This window comes from Micromonospora sp. NPDC005257, from assembly GCF_042872445.1.
GTDB lineage: Bacteria > Actinomycetota > Actinomycetes > Mycobacteriales > Micromonosporaceae > Micromonospora.
The window spans coordinates 584,763-602,354 of record NZ_JBIAKL010000003.1; the positions used below are offsets into that span (position 1 = coordinate 584,763).

The 17,592-nt window shown below is 71.7% G+C and carries 15 protein-coding genes; 7 read left to right on the forward strand and 8 right to left on the reverse strand.

The genetic code is table 11. The features are described 5' to 3' along the window. Window positions 1–98: 98 nt before the first annotated feature. Complete coding sequence (locus ACFYO8_RS09545) at window positions 99–521, reverse strand: hypothetical protein (RefSeq protein WP_175438907.1); 423 nt, start codon at window positions 519–521, stop codon at window positions 99–101. 263 nt (window positions 522–784) lie between these two features. On the opposite strand from ACFYO8_RS09545, the gene ACFYO8_RS09550 reads away from it, so the two are divergent. Beyond that, complete coding sequence (locus ACFYO8_RS09550) at window positions 785–1,159, forward strand: hypothetical protein (protein WP_354874662.1); 375 nt, start codon at window positions 785–787, stop codon at window positions 1,157–1,159. 61 nt (window positions 1,160–1,220) lie between these two features. Here the strand turns inward: ACFYO8_RS09550 and ACFYO8_RS09555 are convergent, their stop codons facing one another. The 3 genes from ACFYO8_RS09555 to ACFYO8_RS09565 all read right to left on the reverse strand — a co-directional run bounded on the left by ACFYO8_RS09555 (window position 1,221) and on the right by ACFYO8_RS09565 (window position 5,133). After that, window positions 1,221–2,210 carry a sporulation protein gene (locus ACFYO8_RS09555; protein ID WP_354874664.1) on the reverse strand — a complete coding sequence of 330 codons (990 nt, stop codon included), beginning with the start codon at window positions 2,208–2,210 and terminating at the stop codon, window positions 1,221–1,223. Between the two features lie 102 nt (window positions 2,211–2,312). Beyond that, window positions 2,313–3,089 (reverse strand): DeoR/GlpR family DNA-binding transcription regulator, encoded by a 777-nt coding sequence (locus ACFYO8_RS09560; protein ID WP_354874666.1) that lies wholly within the window; start codon window positions 3,087–3,089, stop codon window positions 2,313–2,315. 34 nt (window positions 3,090–3,123) lie between these two features. After that, complete coding sequence (locus ACFYO8_RS09565; protein ID WP_354874668.1) at window positions 3,124–5,133, reverse strand: beta-galactosidase; 2,010 nt, start codon at window positions 5,131–5,133, stop codon at window positions 3,124–3,126. 279 nt (window positions 5,134–5,412) lie between these two features. Between ACFYO8_RS09565 and ACFYO8_RS09570 the strand changes: the two genes are divergently transcribed. From ACFYO8_RS09570 to ACFYO8_RS09585, 4 genes are read left to right on the forward strand one after another with little or no spacing between them, the layout of a single operon-like run. Then, entirely contained in the window at window positions 5,413–6,735 is a 1,323-nt protein-coding gene (locus tag ACFYO8_RS09570) for an ABC transporter substrate-binding protein (RefSeq protein WP_354874670.1), read from the forward strand. A gap of 22 nt (window positions 6,736–6,757) precedes the next feature. After that, complete coding sequence (locus ACFYO8_RS09575; protein ID WP_354874672.1) at window positions 6,758–7,714, forward strand: sugar ABC transporter permease; 957 nt, start codon at window positions 6,758–6,760, stop codon at window positions 7,712–7,714. Next, window positions 7,711–8,595 (forward strand): carbohydrate ABC transporter permease, encoded by an 885-nt coding sequence (locus ACFYO8_RS09580; RefSeq protein ID WP_354874674.1) that lies wholly within the window; start codon window positions 7,711–7,713, stop codon window positions 8,593–8,595. Before ACFYO8_RS09575 ends, ACFYO8_RS09580 begins: the two co-directional genes overlap by 4 nt. Next, the gene (locus ACFYO8_RS09585) at window positions 8,592–10,748 is read left to right on the forward strand and encodes an alpha-galactosidase (protein ID WP_354874676.1); all 2,157 of its coding nucleotides are present in this window, start codon (window positions 8,592–8,594) and stop codon (window positions 10,746–10,748) included. The genes ACFYO8_RS09580 and ACFYO8_RS09585 overlap by 4 nt, the downstream gene beginning before the upstream one ends. 71 nt (window positions 10,749–10,819) lie before the next feature. On the opposite strand, the gene ACFYO8_RS09590 is transcribed toward ACFYO8_RS09585, so the two are convergent. After that, window positions 10,820–11,392: a hypothetical protein gene (locus tag ACFYO8_RS09590; protein ID WP_355094535.1), complete on the reverse strand. Its 573-nt coding sequence runs from the start codon at window positions 11,390–11,392 to the stop codon at window positions 10,820–10,822. A gap of 167 nt (window positions 11,393–11,559) precedes the next feature. Then, complete coding sequence (locus tag ACFYO8_RS09595) at window positions 11,560–12,936, reverse strand: cellulase family glycosylhydrolase (protein ID WP_387190758.1); 1,377 nt, start codon at window positions 12,934–12,936, stop codon at window positions 11,560–11,562. 305 nt (window positions 12,937–13,241) lie between these two features. Between ACFYO8_RS09595 and ACFYO8_RS09600 the strand changes: the two genes are divergently transcribed. Next, window positions 13,242–14,204, forward strand: coding sequence for a TIGR03557 family F420-dependent LLM class oxidoreductase (locus ACFYO8_RS09600; RefSeq protein WP_354874682.1), 963 nt, complete (start codon window positions 13,242–13,244; stop codon window positions 14,202–14,204). Beyond that, window positions 14,201–14,899 carry an alpha/beta fold hydrolase gene (locus ACFYO8_RS09605; protein ID WP_354874684.1) on the forward strand — a complete coding sequence of 233 codons (699 nt, stop codon included), beginning with the start codon at window positions 14,201–14,203 and terminating at the stop codon, window positions 14,897–14,899. The genes ACFYO8_RS09600 and ACFYO8_RS09605 overlap by 4 nt, the downstream gene beginning before the upstream one ends. 384 nt (window positions 14,900–15,283) lie before the next feature. On the opposite strand, the gene ACFYO8_RS09610 is transcribed toward ACFYO8_RS09605, so the two are convergent. Further along, the gene (locus ACFYO8_RS09610) at window positions 15,284–16,081 is read right to left on the reverse strand and encodes an endonuclease/exonuclease/phosphatase family protein (protein ID WP_354874686.1); all 798 of its coding nucleotides are present in this window, start codon (window positions 16,079–16,081) and stop codon (window positions 15,284–15,286) included. A 4-nt stretch (window positions 16,082–16,085) separates the two neighbouring features. Then, a complete protein-coding gene (locus ACFYO8_RS09615) occupies window positions 16,086–17,576 on the reverse strand; it encodes a phosphatase PAP2 family protein (RefSeq protein WP_354874688.1) in 1,491 nt (496 codons plus the stop codon). Between the last annotated feature and the right edge of the window lie 16 nt (window positions 17,577–17,592).

The window sequence follows — 17,592 nt, forward strand, 5'->3', positions numbered from 1 at the left end:
CCGTCAACTTCATGATCGACGAGTCAAGTGCAGGATCGGCGAGCAGAGGCCAGTGGGGGGGCGGCATCGGTGCCGCCCCCTCCGTCGTTCTGCCTCGGTCAGCCTGGGTTGGGACGGTTGTTGGTGAAGTCGCCTACCTGGGCACCCGTGGCCGAGTTGTCGCTCGTGGAGCCGCCGGCCGGGGTGCTCATGCCACCCGTACCGGCGTCACCGGTCGTCGTGGGCGCCACCTTGCCCCGGTGCTTCTCCGGCTGGCGGGCCAGGCGGCGCACACTGGCCGGTCCCGCCGTACCACCGGTCGTGGTCACCGCGCCCTGACCCCGGGTCGGTCCGCCGTCGCGCAGCACCGTCGGGTCGACGGGTACGTCCGCCGGGTCGTCCGGGTCGAGTTCCTGACGCATCCGCTCCACGTCGGTCTGCGGCACCGTGACCTCGTCCAGCGCGCCCTCGCCGTACACGCCTCCGGCGACCCGCTGCTCGGCCCGCCGGGCGGCGTCCTGCCGCATGTCGTCCTCACGCACGTCAACCACCTCGCAGGTGTGTCGGGGTATCGGTCCGGCGTGCCCGAGGCTGGGTGGCTGAAACCGGAACCGGCGACGAGAGGTCCGGTACGTGCCCGGATGTCGGGCTTCAGAACACCATGCCGATCGGCGGTTACCTTGTCTCCGGCCTCGGGTAGACCCAGGTTGCCCCGCCACAGAGCGCGAACCGCGCCGTGGCCGACCTGCGGTAGCGGGGCGAGGGTGTACGAGGTAACGACTCATCAAATCCTGAGGAGGACCAGATGAGCACGCAGGCTGCATCCACCAGGCCGATGAACCGGCCGATGTCCGACGTCCAGAACCGGTCGAACATGCAGGACACGTCGACCCGAAACATGCCGTCGATGCACGACGGTCACCGGGAGCCGATGCCGTCCCCGGGCACGGAGACGAAGCAGGCGTTGCTGACCACCGAGTTCTGGGTGTACGCCGCAGCTGTCGCGCTCGTCGCGATCGCCGCGTTCTGGAAGGGCACCACCGCCAACGGCCTGAACATCAACAACCCGAACCAGGCCTGGTGGTACCTGACCGCGCTGACCGGCGCGTACCTGGTCAGCCGGGGCTTGTCGAAGGCGGGCAGCGCGCACCGCTCCGGCAAGGAGCGTCGCGGGCGTTGATTGCACGCCGCGTGAACGGCGACGCCCCCGGGATCCGTCCCGGGGGCGTCGTCGCGTGTGCTCACTCCCCGCCGAAGTCCCCGAAGTCCTCGTCGCCGCCGTCGAACGCCTCTTCGATCAGCTCACCGGCGACCAGGCCGCCGGCGACACCGAGCGCGGCGCCCGCGACCACGCCACCCATGCCCGGGCCGCGCCGACCGTGGCCGGCGTAGCCGTGCTGGCCCGGGTAGCCGTGCCCGCCGGGCGGCATGCCGAAGCCCTGGGCCCGCAGGTTGCCGTAGCGGCCGGTGATCTCCCGCAGCCAGCCGTCGACGACCTGCACCCAGTCGGTACGGGCGGCGTCACTGTGCGGAACCGAGTAGCGGCCGATCACGTCGTGTCCGGGGCGGAGGAAGCCGCCGCGCTTGTCGCACTCCAGGATCAGCTCGACGCCCTGCTGGCTGGTCACGAACGTCAGCTCGACCTCGGTGACCGTCTGCGCGTACTGCGGCGCGGCGAAGAACTCGATCTCCTGGTAGAACGGCAGCGTCTGCGGCACCCCGTAGATCTGGCCCCGCTCCAGGTCGGCGTGCTTGAACCGGAAGCCGAGCGCCTGGAACGCGTCGAGGATCCGCTCGTGGACCGGCAGCGGGTGCACCGACACCTGGTCCAGGTCGGACTTGTCGACAGCGCGCGCCACCGCCACCTCGGTACGCAGGCCCATGGTCATGCCGTGCAGGCGCTGGCCGTACACGTCGGTGATCGGGGTCTCCCACGGCACCGGCATCTGGAACGGGATGGAGAGCTGCTGCTTCGGAGCCAGCTCGAAGGCGCCGCTGACCGGCATCCGGTGGAACTCCATCACGCCCGCGTACTCGTGGTCGCCGCTCTCGATCTCGACCCGGGTCACCAGACCGATGGCGATCTGCTCGATGCGGGCCGGCGCGTCGCCGCCGACGAGGTTCACGCGCCCGTCCAGGGCCAGGCCCGGGCGGGTGTTCGGGTTGCTGAGCACCGTGTCGACGCTCGGGCCACCCACGCCGAACGCGCTCAACATCTTCTTGAAGACCATCGGTCACTCCCGTGCGACTGCGCTCCGACATGGACCGTCGGGCACTGGTCAGGGCACCCTAGACGGCGGGGCTGAGAAGTGGCTGTGAGGCACGCCGTGGTCTCAGTCCGCGCGGACGACCATCAGCTCGCCGACCTGCTCACCGAGTTGCCGGCGGGCGTCCGGCGGCAGGCCGCCGTCGGTGATCAGCACGTCGGCCTCCTCCAGCGGGGCGATGGTGGCGATGCCGATGGTCTCCCACTTGGTGTGGTCGGCGAGCACCACCAGCCGCCGCGCGGACCCGATCAGCCGCCGGTTCACCGCCGCCTCCAGCAGGTTCGGCGTGGTGAACCCGGTACGCGGGCTCATCCCGTGCACGCCGAGGAAGAGCAGGTCGACGTTGAGCGCGGCGATGGCCGCCTCGGCGACCGGGCCGGTCAGCGCGTCCGACGGGGTACGGATGCCGCCGGTCAGCACCACGGTCTGGTCGGCGCGCGGGTCCTGGTAGAGCGCGTCGGCCACCGGAATCGAGTTGGTGACCACCGTGAGCCCACGTACCTCGGCCAGCCGCGCCGCCAGCGCGGCGGTGGTGGTGCCGGCGGACAGAGCCACCGCCATACCCGGCTCGACCAGGCCGGCGGCGCGCTCCACGATGGCGCGCTTCTCGGCCTGCTGCCGGACCGACTTGGCGGCGAAGCCGGGCTCCTCGGTGGAGCCGGGCCCGGCCAGCGTCGCACCGCCGTGCACCTTGTCGATCAGGCCGCGATCGGCCAGCACCTCCAGGTCGCGGCGGATCGTCATGTCGGACACCCCGAAGCGGCTGACCAGGTGACTGACCCGGACGCCGCCACGCTGGCGGATCAACTCCAGGATGGCGCTCTGCCGTTGCTGGGCGAGCATGGGGACCTCCTCGGCGCGCACGGCAGGGTACCGGTCAGGCGGTCGCGGGCACCGGCGCGGGCTCCTCGCGGACCACCGCCACCTCGCCCGCGGGCACCTCCAGCTCACCGTCGCAGCGCACGCCGCCGAGCAGTTCGACGCCGGTGACCGCCAGCCGGGCCGGCCCGGTGGTGTGGTTGACCACGAACAGCCAGCTCCGGTCCGCCGAGCGGCGGCGGACCACCTCCACCCCGGCCGGCACGCTCACCGGCGGACGTACGCCGGTCTCGGCGAGCAGCCGCGCCACCAGCCGATCGGTGGCCTCGTCGTCGAGCCGGGTGCCGACGTACCAGGCGGCGCCCGCGCCGACCGCGTTCCGGGTCAGCGCCGGCACACCGGGCAGGGGCCCGTCGGCGTACGCGGCCAGCACCTCCGCGCCCTCGGCGTGCAGCCACTCGGTCCACACGTCGGCGCGGGCGCCGTCGTCGAGGCGTACCGTCTCGCCGTCCCGCAGCGGGAAGAACTCCTCGACGCGTACGCCGAGCAGGTCCCGGAACGCGCCGGGGTAGCCGCCGAGCCGGATGTGGTCGTGCTCGTCGACGATGCCGCTGAAGTAGGTGACCACTGCGGTGCCGCCGGCCTCCACGAACCGGCGCAGCGCGTCGGCGTCGGCGTCGCGGACGAGGTAGAGCGTGGGCGCCAGCACGAGCCGGTAGCGGGACAGGTCGGCGGACGGGTGGACCACGTCGGCGGTGACCCCGGCCCGCCAGAGCGCGCCGTGCAGCGCGGACAACCGGTCGGTGTAGGTGACGTCGACGCTCGGGTGGGAGTCCAGTTCGACGCCCCACCACGCCTCGTAGTCGAACAGGATCGCCACGTCGGCGTCGACGCGGCTGCCGCGTACCTCCGCCAGCGCGCGCAGGTCGGCGCCGAGCCGGCAGACCTCGCGGAACACCTTGGTGTCCGCGCCGGCGTGCGGGACCAGCGCGGAGTGGAACTTCTCCGCGCCGGCCCGGGAGGCGCGCCACTGGAAGAACAGCACCCCGTCGGCGCCGCGCGCGACGTGGGCGAGGCTGTTGCGGCGCATCTGACCCGGCGTCTTGGCCACGTTGCGGGGCTGCCAGTTGACGGCGCTGGTGGAGTGCTCCATCAGCAGCCACGGCGCGCCGCCGGCGACGCCCCGGGTGTGGTCGGCGGACAGCGCCAGGTCGACCTGCGGCTGCGGGTCGGCGGCGGTGAGGTAGTGGTCGTTGGCGACCACGTCCACGTCGGACGCCCAGGAGTGGTAGTCCAGGTACTTGATGCCGGTGCCGATCATGAAGTTCGTGGTGACCGGCTGCGGGACGAGCCGGTTCAGCAGTTCCCGCTCGGCGCGCAGCTGGGCGCGCTGCTCGTCGGAGGAGAACCGCAGGAAGTCCAGCTGCTGCGTCGGGTTGGCGAACGTCGGCGCGGTACGCGGCGGGTTGATCTCGGCCCAGTCGTGGTAGCGCTGGCTCCAGAACGCGGTGCCCCAGGCCGCGTTGAGCGAGTCCAGGTCGCCGTAGCGCTCGCGCAGCCAGCCGCGGAACGCCTCGGCGCTGACGTCGCAGTAGCAGTGCACGTTGTGGCAGCCGAGTTCGTTGCTGACGTGCCAGAGCACGACGGCGGGGTGCCGCGCGTACCGCCGGGCGACCGCCTCGACCAGGGCGAGCGAGTGGTCGCGGAACACCGGCGAGCTGGGGCAGTACGCCTGCCGGCCGCCGGGCCAGAGCACAGTGCCGTCGGCGCGGCGGGGCAGCGTCTCCGGGTGCCGGTGCGCCAGCCACGGTGGCGGGCTGGCGGTGGCGGTGGCCAGGTCGACGCTGATGCCGCCGTCGTGCAGCAGGTCGATCGCCCGGTCCAGCCAGTCGAAGACGTACCGACCGGGAGTGGGCTCCAGCAGCGCCCAGGAGAAGATGCCGACCGAGACCAGGTTGACCCCGGCCCGGCGCATGAGTGCGACGTCCTCGGCCCACGTCTGCTCGGGCCACTGCTCCGGGTTGTAGTCGGCGCCGTACCAGATGCCCTCGCCGTGCCAGTTCCGCATGACAGCAGAGGTTGCCCCCGAACAGCACCCAAGTCAACACTTTCCAACATCGACTGAGGTTCCAACGTTTACCGACGCTTTGCCCTGCCTCAGCGGCAGCAGCGCCGTCTTTTTGCCCTCTTGACAGCGCCGCGCCAAGGGGTAGCTTCAAGCGCCACCGGCTGTTTGTGTTCGGACGTGTGGATTCTCGGTGGATCTGCCCCGGCCGACACGAACACCGCCCACCGCCCACCGCCACGGTCCATGAGCGCAGCGCACCTCTTCCACGCAGGAGGCACCATGTCCCGTCCCCGCTCACAAGCCGAATACCTCGCCCGGCTCGTACCCCCGTCCGTCGCCGGCCTGAACCGGCGCTCGCTGCTCGCCGGCGCGGGGGCGCTGCTCGGCACCGGACTGCTCGCCGGCTGCGGCGACTCCGACTCCGGGTCGGGCGGGGACGCCAAGAGCGTCTCGCTCGGCTCGAACCAGTCGGACCCCAAGCCCAAGGACGTCGTCGCGAAGGTGATGGACGGCTTCAAGACGTCCTCCGGGGTGACCGTCAACATCAACACGGTCGACCACAACACCTTCCAGGAGAACATCAACAACTACCTGCAGGGCAAGCCGGACGACGTGTTCACCTGGTTCGCCGGCTACCGGATGCGGTTCTTCGCCGCAAAGGGCCTGGCCGGTGACCTCAGCGACGTGTGGGGCAAGCTCGACGGCTACTCCGACGCGTTCAAGAAGGCGTCCACAGGCGACGACGGCAAGCAGTACTTCGTGCCGGCGTCGTACTACCCGTGGGCGGTCTTCTACCGCAAGTCGGTGTGGCAGCAGCGCGGCTACGAGGTGCCGAAGACGCTCGACGACCTGAACACGCTCGGCGCGCGGATGAAGAAGGACGGGCTGAACCCGATCGCGTTCGCCGACAAGGACGGCTGGCCGGCGATGGGCACGTTCGACATCCTCAACCTGCGCATCAACGGCTACCAGTTCCACATCGACCTGATGGCCGGCAAGGAGGCGTGGACCTCCGACAAGGTGAAGAAGGTCTTCGACACCTGGGCCGGGCTACTCCCCCTGCACCAGCCGGACTCGCTCGGCCGCACCTGGCAGGAGGCCGCCCAGTCGCTGCAGCAGAAGAAGAGCGGCATGTACCTGCTCGGCCTGTTCGTCGGCCAGCAGTTCAGCGGCGCCGACCTGGAGGACCTGGACTTCTTCACGTTCCCCGAGGTCGACTCCACGATCGGCGCGAAGGCCCTGGACGCCCCGATCGACGGCTACATGATGGCCCGCAAGCCGAAGTCCAAGGACGCGGCGGAGAAGCTGCTGACGTACCTCGGCTCCAAGGAGGCGGCGGACATCACCGTGAAGAACGACCCGAGCACGCTGGTGGCCAACAGCGGCGCGGACACCGGCGCCTACACCGCGCTGCAGAAGAAGGCCGCCGATCTGGTCGGCTCCGCCACCGAGATCGCCCAGTTCCTCGATCGCGACACCCGGCCGGACTTCGCCTCCACCGTGATGATCCCGGCGTTGCAGCAGTTCATCAAGGACCCGAAGGACATCAGCGGGCTGCTCACCAGCATCGAGAACCAGAAGAAGTCGATCTTCACAAGCTGACGGCGGAAGGGGGAAGGACATCATGTCCGACCTGCCCCTGATCCAAGCGGATCGCGCCGTGCCGCCGCCGGCCGCGACCACCACGAAGGGTGGTCGCGGTCGCCGGCTACGGCTCCTGTCCCGCACCGACCGCGTGGTGATCACGCTCATGGTGCTGGTACCTCTGCTGCTCGTCGCCGGCCTGGTCTGGCTTCCCGCGGTGGCGACGGTGCTGCTCTCCGGCACGAACTGGGACGGCATCGGCCCGATCAGCGAGATCGAATGGGTCGGGGCGAAGAACTACGACGACGTGGTGACCATCTACCCGCCGTTCGTCCCCGCGGTGCAGAACAACCTGCTCTGGCTCGCCGCGCTGTTCGTGGTGGCCACCCCGTTCGGCATGTTCCTCGCCGTGCTGCTCGACAAGGAGATTCGCGGCAGCCGCTTCTACCAGACCGCGCTCTACCTGCCGGTGGTGCTGTCGCTGGCGCTCATCGGCTTCGTCTGGCAACTCATCTACAGCCGCGACCAGGGGCTGCTCAACGGCGTGTTCGGCGGCGAGACCGACTGGTACGGCGACCCGAACGTCAACATCTGGGCCGTGCTGGTGGCGGCCGGCTGGCGGCACGTCGGCTACATCATGCTGCTCTACCTGGCCGGCCTCAAGGGCGTCGACCCGTCGCTGCGGGAGGCCGCCGCGGTCGACGGCTCGTCGGAGACCAGCACGTTCTTCCGGGTCGTCTTCCCCGTGATGCGCCCGATCAACATCATCGTGCTGGTGGTGACGGTGATCGAGTCGCTGCGCGCGTTCGACCTGGTCTGGGTCATCAACAAGGGCCGCAACGGGCTGGAGCTGATCTCCGCGCTGGTCACCCAGAACGTGGTGGGCGAGGCCAGCCGGATCGGCTTCGGTTCCGCGCTGGCGACCATCATGCTCGCCGTCTCGCTGGTCTTCATCACCATCTACCTCTGGACCGTGATGCGGGAGGGCAAGCGATGACCGCCGCAGTCTCCACCGGCCGCCGCCGCCCCGTGCGGCCCGCCCGGATCGCCCTGCACCTGTTCCTGGGTACGGTCGCCGTGGGCTGGCTGTTCCCCATCCTCTGGGCGCTGCTCACCTCGTTCCGCTCCTACGAGTACACCGCCGCCAACGGCTACGTGTCGCTGGGCGGCTGGACGATCGACAACTACGTCACCGCCTGGCGTACCGCCGAGTTCGGCAAGCACTTCCTCAACTCGGCATACATCACCGTCCCGGCGGTGCTGCTCACGCTCTTCCTCGCCTCCTGCGTGGCGTTCGTGATCGCCCGGTTCAGCTGGAAGATCAACATCGCGCTGCTCGGCCTGTTCACGGCCGCGAACCTGCTGCCGCAACAGGCGCTGCTCATCCCGCTGTTCCGGATGTTCACCGAGATCCCGCTGCCGGCCTGGATGAGCGACTCGGAGCTGCTCTACGACAGCTACTGGGGACTGATCCTGGTGAACGTCGCGTTCCAGTGCGGCTTCTGCGTGTTCGTGCTCAGCAACTACATGAAGGCGCTGCCGCACGAGCTGTACGAGGCCGCGATGGTCGACGGGGCGAACGTGTGGCGGCAGTACTGGCAGGTGACGATGCCGCTGTGCCGTCCGGCGCTGGCCGCGCTGGCGACGCTGGAGGTCACCTGGATCTACAACGAGTTCTTCTGGGCCACTGTGCTCATGCGTACCGGGGACAAGTTCCCGGTCACCAGTTCGCTGAACAACCTGCGCGGCGAGTTCTTCACCGACAACAACCTGGTCTCGGCCGGTTCGGTGCTGGTCGCGATCCCCACCCTGGTGATCTTCTTCCTGCTCCAGAAGCAGTTCGTCCGGGGTCTGACGCTGGGAGCCTCCAAGGGATGACGATCGTCCACCTGCGCCGCGCGCGAACCAGCCTGGTGCTCGACGCACGCGGCCCGGGACTGCCCCGGGTCGTGCACTGGGGCGCCGACCTCGGCCCGCTGCCCGACGGGGACCTGCCCGCGCTCGTCGACGCCACGGTGCCACCGGTGGTGCCGAGCAGCTTCGACGCGCCAACTGTGCTGTCGCTGCTGCCCGAGGCGAGCGCCGGGTGGAGCGGGCGGCCCGGGCTGGCCGGTCACCGCGACGGCCGGGACTGGTCGACGGCGTTCCGCCTGGTCGACCTCGACGTACCCGATGAGGAGCGGGACCACGACGGGGCCGGTGCCGCACGGGTGACGGTGCGGGCGGCGGACCCGGGCGCGGGGTTGAGCCTGACCGTCGAGATCACGCTGGACCCGGCGGGGGTGCTGACGCTGCGGCACCGGCTGCGCAACGACGGCGACGGCCGGTACGAGGTGCGGGAGCTGACGCCGGTGCTGCCGGTGCCGGCGGTCGCCACCGAACTGCTCGACCTGACCGGCCGGTGGTGCCGGGAGCGCGCGCCGCAGCGGCATCCGTGGCCGATGGGCGCGTGGGTACGGGAAGGGCGGCACGGCCGCACCGGGCACGACGCCACGCTGTTGCTGGTCGCGGGCACGGCCGGGTTCGGTTTCCGGCACGGCGAGGTGTGGGCGGTGCACACCGCGTGGAGCGGCGACCACGTCACGGCCGCCGAACGCCGCCCGACCGGCGAGGCCACGCTCGGCGGCGGTGAGCTGCTCGCGCCGGGTGAGATCGTGCTCGGGCCGGGCGAGGAGTACGCCACTCCCCTGCTCTACGCGGCGCACTCCGCCGATGGGCTGGACGGGCTCAGCGAGGCGCTGCACACGCACCTGCGGGCCCGTCCGTCGCACCCGCGCACGCCACGGCCGGTCACGCTGAACGTGTGGGAGGCGGTCTACTTCGACCACGACCTGGACCGGCTGCGGGCGCTCGCCGACCGGGCCGCCGAGGTCGGTGTGGAGCGCTTCGTCCTCGACGACGGCTGGTTCCGCGGCCGGCGGCACGACCAGGCCGGGCTCGGCGACTGGTGGGTCGACGGCGAGGTGTGGCCGGACGGGTTGCAGCCGCTGATCGACCACGTACGCGGGCACGGCATGCAGTTCGGCCTCTGGGTCGAGCCGGAGATGGTCAACCCGGACTCCGACCTGTTCCGCGCCCACCCGGACTGGGTGCTCCAGGCGCCGGACCGGCTGCCGCCGCCCTGGCGGCACCAGCAGGTGCTCGACCTGGCCCACCCGGACGCGTACGCGTACCTGCTCGAACGGCTCGACGCGGTGCTGGGCGAGCACGACGGGCTCGCGTACCTGAAGTGGGACCACAACCGCGACCTGACCGAGGCCGGGCACGCCGGGCGGCCGGGTGTGCACGGGCAGACGCTCGCGGCCTACCGGCTGCTCGACGAGCTGCGCGCCCGGCACCCGGATGTCGAGATCGAGAGCTGCTCCTCCGGCGGCGCGCGGGTCGACCTGGAGATCCTGCGGCGTACCGACCGGGTCTGGGCCAGCGACTGCAACGACGCGCTGGAACGGCTGTCCATCCAGCGCTGGACCGGTCTGCTGCTGCCGCCGGAACTGATCGGCACGCACATCGGGCCGGCGCGCTCGCACACCACGCACCGCGTGCACGACCTGGGCTTCCGCGCGGTCACCGCGCTGTTCGGCCACCACGGCATCGAGTGGGACATCAGCGCGATCGACGCGACCGAGCGGGCCGAACTCACGGCGTGGGTGGCGCTGCACAAGCGGCTGCGCCCGCTGCTGCACGGCGGCCGGGTGGTCCGGGTCGACCACCCGGATCCGGCCGTGCAGGCCCACGGCGTGGTCGCCCACGACCGCTCACATGCGGTGTACGCGGTCAGCCGGCTGACCACCTCGGCGGCACAGGTGCCGGGCGCGGTACGGCTGCCGGGGCTGGACCCGCAGCGGCGCTACCGGGTCCGCCCGCCGGCCGGGGTGCCGGAGCCCGCGCTGCTGGAGATGGTCCCGCCGGGCTGGCTGGCCTGGCCCGGTGACGGGATCACAGTGAGCGGTTCGGTGCTGGGGTCGGTCGGCCTGCAACTACCGGCCCTGCACCCCGAACAGGCCCTGCTGCTGGAGGTTGTCGCGGCCTAGCGGAACAGGTGGGCGTGCCCGGCCGTCCAGTCGTCGAAGGTGCGGGGCGGGCGGCGAGGTCGTCCGCGCAGTCAGGCCGGGCGCTCCGCGCGGCGGACGGTGTCGCGCAGGGCCATGGCCACGGCGGCGAACAGGGCCGCGCCGCAGCCCACGCCGGAGATCAGCCCGACCGTGCCGGCACCGGCGCCCAGCGCGTGGGCGAGGAAGCCGGCCAGGCCGAGCGCTGTCATCGCGGCGCCGAGCCAGTGGTAGAGCGGCATCCGCCAGACGTGGGCCAGGCCGAAGAAGTGCACGCCGACGACCACCGCGACCCAGGCGACTCCCACGGCGGGCCGGTCCAGCACGTTGTTGATCACGAACAGGCCACCGAAGAGCGCGACGGCCTCCAGCGCCACCACGAGCCAGTAGCGGCGGTCCATGAACCCGGCGGCCTCCCGCTGCGGGCCGGGCGTCTCGACGCGGGCCACCCGGGACAGGGCGACCAGGAGCAGCGCGGCCACCAGCAGGCCGGCGACGCGCAGCACCAGCGGCCAGGGCGCGTCCAGGCCGCCGCTGTTGACCAGCACGAACACGGTGCCGAACGAGACGGCCACGAGCGAGCCGACCACCAGCCCCGACGGTCGCCCCCTGGTCCCCGCGCTCATGGTGTCTCCTCCCGACGGTCGCCCACCGGTCGATGCGGCGCGCGGCAGATCGTACGGCAGCCCGGCCGCCCCCGCCCTCGCCCTCCACGCCGGAACCGTGATCAAGGAGTTCGTGTCCCGATCGGACCTCGACGGCGACACAAACTCCTTGATCATCGGATCGGCGGTCAGGCGGGGGTGCAGGTCACCGCGGGGGTGGAGTTGGTGCCCTGCGAGGTGCCGATGAAGCCGAAGCTGGTGCTCGCGCCGGCGCCGAGGCGGCCGTTGTAGTCGACGTTGCGGGCGGTGTACGCCGAACCGCTGTTGCTGACGCTGGCGTTCCACGCCTGGGTGACGGACTGGCCGTTGGCGTACGTCCAGCGCACCGTCCAGCCGGTGATCGCCGCGGCTCCGGCGGTCACCTTGACCTCGCCCTGGAAGCCGCCCTGCCACGAGTTGCCGACGGTGTAGGTGGCGGTGCAGCCGCCCGAGGGCGGGGGCGTGGTGGCCGGCGGCGGGGTGGGGCTGACCGTCGGGCTGGCGGTGGGGCTGGTCGTCGGGCTGGCGGTCGGGGTGCTGCTGGCATAGACCGACGCCTCGCGGGACGTGGCGGCGATGCCGTTGGCGCCGTTGAAGATCCGCTGGCCCCAGCTGGTGAGCTGGGCCGGGTTGAACGCGGTGGTCATGTCCAGGTACTCCACGCCGCCGCCGTTGCCGCTCCACGACCAGCCCAGGTAGCCGATGCCGTTGGCCTGGCTGTACGCCATGATGGCGTCCTCGTCCGGGTTGCCGTCCGAGTGGTTGAAGCCGAACTCGCCGACCACGATCGGCAGCCCGGCTGCCCGGAACCGGCCCAGGTAGTCGCTGATCTCGGCGGCGGTGTCGAAGACGCCGTACATGTGGATGGAGAACACGGTGTTGCGCTGCGGGTCGGCGGCGAACACGGTGCCGGCGTTGTCGCGCATGGTGAACGACCAGTCCTGGCCCCAGTTCGGCGCGTCCACCATGATCGTGTGGGTCAGGCCGGCGGCGCGCAGCTGCTTGATCGCGTTCGAGGTGTCGGTGGTCCAGGCGCTGTAGCCCTGGTTGCCGAACGGCTCGTTGCCGATGTTGACGATGACGTACTTCTCCTGGCCCTTGAGCACGTCGGCGATGCTCAGCCAGTAGTCGGTGGCCTTGGCCAGCGTGGTGGCGGCGCCGTCCTCGCCGTACCCGGTGGTGTCGTGCACCTCCAGCACGCAGATCAGCCGGTTGGCCTTGCACAGCGAGATCACGTTCGCCACGTCGGCGGCGCTGTTCTTCGTCCAGCGGTCGCCGCTGGCCAGCACCACCCGGACGGTGTTCGCGCCGAGCGCCTTGATGTCGCGAAACGAGTTGGTCTGCTGCGGGTACCAGGTGTGCGCGTGGTTGACCCCGCGCATCACGAACTCGACGCCGTTGGCGTCGTAGAGCCGACCGTTGGAGACGGAGAACCCGGTGGCGGCTTGGGCCGGCTGCCCGAGGGCGAAGACGGCGGCGAGGGCCGTCAGCAGGGCGGCGCCCGCGACGGAGAGCAGTTTCTTCATGGCTGTCCTCAGGGGAAGTCTCCCCCGTGCCCGAGCGGGGGTGCGGTGACGGTGACGAGGTGGTGGCGACTGAGCCCGGTAGCCGCCGCCCGGTTCCCGAACGGACGCAGGCATCAGCGTAGGGCGATGGAAGGCGCGAAGCAACCGGTTAAGCGGGACGAGCCGGGAGGCGAGAGCGTTTGACGGGCCACACGCGCTGAACCGGTTAAGGAATCCGGGCGAAGACGAGCAGGGAAGTGGACAGCAGGGTTGACCCGCGCCGGGTGGGGTATCCCGGGACGATCCGCCCGGGAAGGAGACGTGCCATGGTCAACGTCGGTTACACCCTCATGTGCGAGCAGGCCGGCCCGAAGCAACTTGTCGACCACGCCGTACGCGCCGAGGCCGCCGGCTTCGACCATCTGGTCATGTCCGACCACTACTACCCCTGGCTGGAGTCCCAGGGCCACTCCCCGTACGCCTGGTCGGTGCTCGGCGCGGTCGCCCACGCCACCAGCCGGGCGGAGCTGATGTCGTTCGTGACCTGTCCGATCCGGCGGTACCACCCGGCGGTGGTGGCGCAGAAGGCCAGCACCATCGGTGTGCTCTCGGACGGGCGGTTCACGCTCGGCCTCGGCGCCGGGGAGAACCTCAACGAGCACGTGGTGGGCGGGTGGCCGCACGTGCAGCAGCGGCACGAGATGTTCGAGGAGGCGCTGCAGATCATCCGGCCGCTGCTCAACGGCGAGACGCTGACGTTCTCCGGCAACCACTTCGACGTGCCCGACGCGTACGTCTGGGACCGGCCGGAGCGGCCGGTGCCGATGGCGGTGGCCGCGTCCGGGCGGCAGTCGGCGACGCTCGCCGCCGAGTACGCCGACGCCATGATCGCCACCGACCCGCTGTCCCACCTGATCGACATGTACGAGGAGGCCGGCGGCGCGGGCCGCCCCCGCTACGGGCAGGTGGCCATCTGCTACGGGCCGGACGAGGACGAGTGCCGCAAGATCGTGCACGACCAGTTCCGCTGGTTCGGCCTGGGCTGGAAGGTCAACGCCGACCTGCCCGGCCCGGAGTCGTTCGACGCGGCCACCCAGTTCGTCCGGGAGGAGGACGTGGCCGAGGGCATCTCCTGCGGCCCGGACACCGACCGGCACGTCGAGGCGTTCAAGAAGTTCGTCGACGCGGGCTTCACCCACGTCGCGCTGATCCAGGTGGGCGGCGACACCCAGCCGATGTTCCTCGACTGGGCCCAGGAGGAGCTGCTGCCCCGGCTGCGCGAGCTGTGACGGTCCCGCCGTCCCCGCCGGGGCGCTTCGGCCCGGCCGACCTGCGCCTGGCGCTCGCCGCGCCCCGGCCGGCCGCCGGGTTGACGAGCGAGTTCCGGCAGGTCGCCGGGCTGCGGGCGCACACCCGCCGCTCCGGCGACCCGGGCGGGGACGGGCCGCCCGTGGTGCTGGTGCACGGCCTGGCCGTGTCGCACCGCTACCTCACCCCGCTGGCGGTCGCGCTGGCGCCGCGCCGGCAGGTGTACGTGCCGGACCTGCCCGGCTTCGGGCTGACCGAACGCCCCGCCGCCGCGTACGACGTGGACCGGCATGTGGCGTTCCTGGTCGACTGGCTCGCCGCGTACCGGTTGGGTCCGGTCTGTCTGCTCGGCCATTCCTTCGGCGCGGAGGTGGCCGCCTCGCTCGCCGCCCGCCACCCCGGCCTGGTGAACGCGCTGGTGCTGGCCGGCCCGACCTGCGACCCGGCCGCCCGGTCCCGGCACGCCCTGATCGGCCGGTGGCTGCGGGACACGCTGCGGGAGGCGACGTGGCAGGCGCCGATCCTGCTGCGCGACGTGACCGACGCCCGGCCCTGGCGGGTGTTCGCCACGCTGTCCCACTCCGTCCGCAACGCGGTCGAGGAGGACCTGGCCCGGATCACCGCACCCACGCTGGTGCTCACCGGCGCCCGCGACCCGGTCGCGCCGGCCGCCTAGCGGGAACAGGTCGCCCGGTTGGTGCCGGACGCCCGCACGGTGGCCGTCCCGGGCGCGGCGCACAACGTGGTCACCACCGCACCGGCCCAGGTCGCGGACGCCGTCCACGGCCTGCTCACCACCCCACTGAGGAGTTGACGCCATGCGTATCGGGAACACCGAGATCCGGCCCGCCGGGGGCGGGCTCGGCTGCCTGCTGATGATCCTCTTCTCGATCGTCGCCTCGGTGGTGCTCACCGTGCTGCTCAACCTCATCCTGTAGGACCGCGGCGGCGTGACCGTGCGCGGCATCGGGGTGGGCGGCAGCCAGGCACTCCTGGCCGGTCAGCGAGACGGCGGTCCTGATCTTCGCGGCCTTCGTGGTGGCCGACCTGGCGGGGTCGTTCAGCCGGCCGTGAGGTCCAGCTCGGCCAGCACCGGATAGTGGTCCGACGCCGTGTCCGCGTCGCCGTCACGGACCACCCGCACCGCGCGTACCCGATCGGCCAGCGCCGGGGTGGCGAGCAGGTAGTCCAGCCGCATCCCGGCGAACTCGGCGCCGCCGTGCCGGGTCGGCACGGTCAGGCCGCCGGGTTCGTCGCCGCCGGACCACGGCCACAGGTCGACCAGGCCTGCGTCGATCAGCCGGGCCACCGCGCGGGTGTCCACGGTACGGCCGTCGCGGCGCAGGTGCCGCCGCCGGTACGCGGTGGCCAGCCCGGCCAGCCGGGCGGTGTGGTCGACAGTGGGTTCCAGCGTGTTCAGGTCCCCGGCCAGCAGGGCCAGCTCTCCCCCGGTGCGGCGCATCGCCGTGGCCAGCCAGTCCGCCTCGATCCGCCGCCGCCCGCCCGAGTAGGGGTACAGGTGGGTGCTGACCACGGTGAGCGGCCCGGCGCCGGTGGCGACCCGCACCCGGGCGGCGGCGTGGTGGAACGGGCGGCGGACCCGGCCGGCGCGCAGCACCCGCAGCGGCGGGCGGACCAGCACCGCCACCGGCTGCCCGAAGCAGGACCGGGCCAGGTGCGCCGCCATTCCGAGCCGATCGGCCAGGCCGTCCAGCGTGGCGTCCATGCCGCGCAGTTCCTGCACCGCCAGCACGTCCGGACGCTGCGCGGTGACGACCGAGACGATCCGGTCCCGGCGGTCGGCGCTGCCTGAGTCCCGCCCGCCGGTCCGGATGTTCCAGGTCATCACCCGCAGCATCGGCTCAGCCCGGCCGCGCGGCCTTGGCCAGCTCGTCGTCCAGCTCGTCCACCTGTTCGGACTCGATCGCCGGCTGGTTGCCCTCGGCCACGTCGGCGTTGGGCCGGATCACCCAGTACAGCAGCGACAGCCAGAGCGCGCCGAGCAGGATCGCGCCCATGAAGTCGGTCGGGTGGTGCATGCCCCGGTACATCCGGGAGGTGGCCACGCCGACCGGCATCAGCACGGCCATGCCGACGAACAGCCACCGCCACCACCTGTCGGTACGCGGGAACACGATGATCGCCATGGCCACCCAGAGGCAGATGGTCGCCGCGATGTGCCCGGACGGGAACGACGAGGTGGGCATCTGCCCGTCCAGGTTCTCCACCGGCGGCCGGGGCCGGTCCACCACCCGGGCGCTGGCCAGGAACAGGCTCAGCTCGCCGAACATCGCCAGCACCACGTACAGCACCGGGCGCCAGCGCCGCCACAGGGCCAGCACGATCGGGCAGAACACCAGCGACACCAGCAGGATCGCGTGGGTGTCGCCGAACTTGCTCCACCACCAGCTCAGGTCGGTCAGCGCGTCGGTGTGCCGCTCGGCGAACCAGCGCGGCACCTCGGTGTCGAGGGTGTGGAAGAACGTGCCCTTGGCGTGGTAGCTGACGAACATGCCGAACGCGTAGAGCGCCCCGAAGACGAGCACCCAGCCGACCAGCAGCTCGGCCACCGCCGAGCGGGGGTGCTCCAGCACCTTCTCCTCGTCGGGTGCGAGCGCCAGCTCCTCGCCCGCCTCCGGCTCCAGACCCTCGCGCAGCGGCGGCACCGGCCGGCCGCGCTCGCGCCGCCACAGCCGGAAGGCGTACGCGGTGACGCCGAGCCAGGCCGCGCCGAGCAGCCAGCCGCCGATCACGTCCGACACGTAGTGCACGCCCAGCGCGATCCGGGTCAGCCCGACCAGGAAGATCAGCACACCGACGATGGCGATCGCGGGCTTGCGCCAGCGCTTCGACATGGCCGGCAGGAACACCAGCAGCAGCGCCCCGTACGCGACGAACGAGCCGAGCGCGTGGCCACTGGGAAAGCTGTTGCCCGGGGCGGCGGCGACCGGGACGTCCACCACCGGGCGCAGCCGTCCGACCAGCGCCTTGAGCGACGGGTCGAGGATCAGCCCGCCCACGCCGGTGACGATCAGGTAGACCGCCAGCCGCGACTGGCGGCGGATCAGCAGGCCCACCACCGCGATGGTGACCAGCCAGATCAGCACCGGCCGCCCGCCCAGGTCGGTGATCGCCTGGAGCACGGTGACCAGCGGACCGTGCGGGGCCACGAGGTCGTTGAACCACTCGGCCACCGCGTGGTCGGCGTCGCCCAGCGGGCTCCAGCGGAACCGGACCAGCATGAGCAGCACGCCGAACCCGACTCCCGCGCCGGCCACGGCGAGCAGGCCCGCGAGGCTCCGCTCGGCGAAATGGCTGAGCGGCCGGCTCCCGGCTTCCTTGACCGCGGTCACACCGCACCTCCCTCGT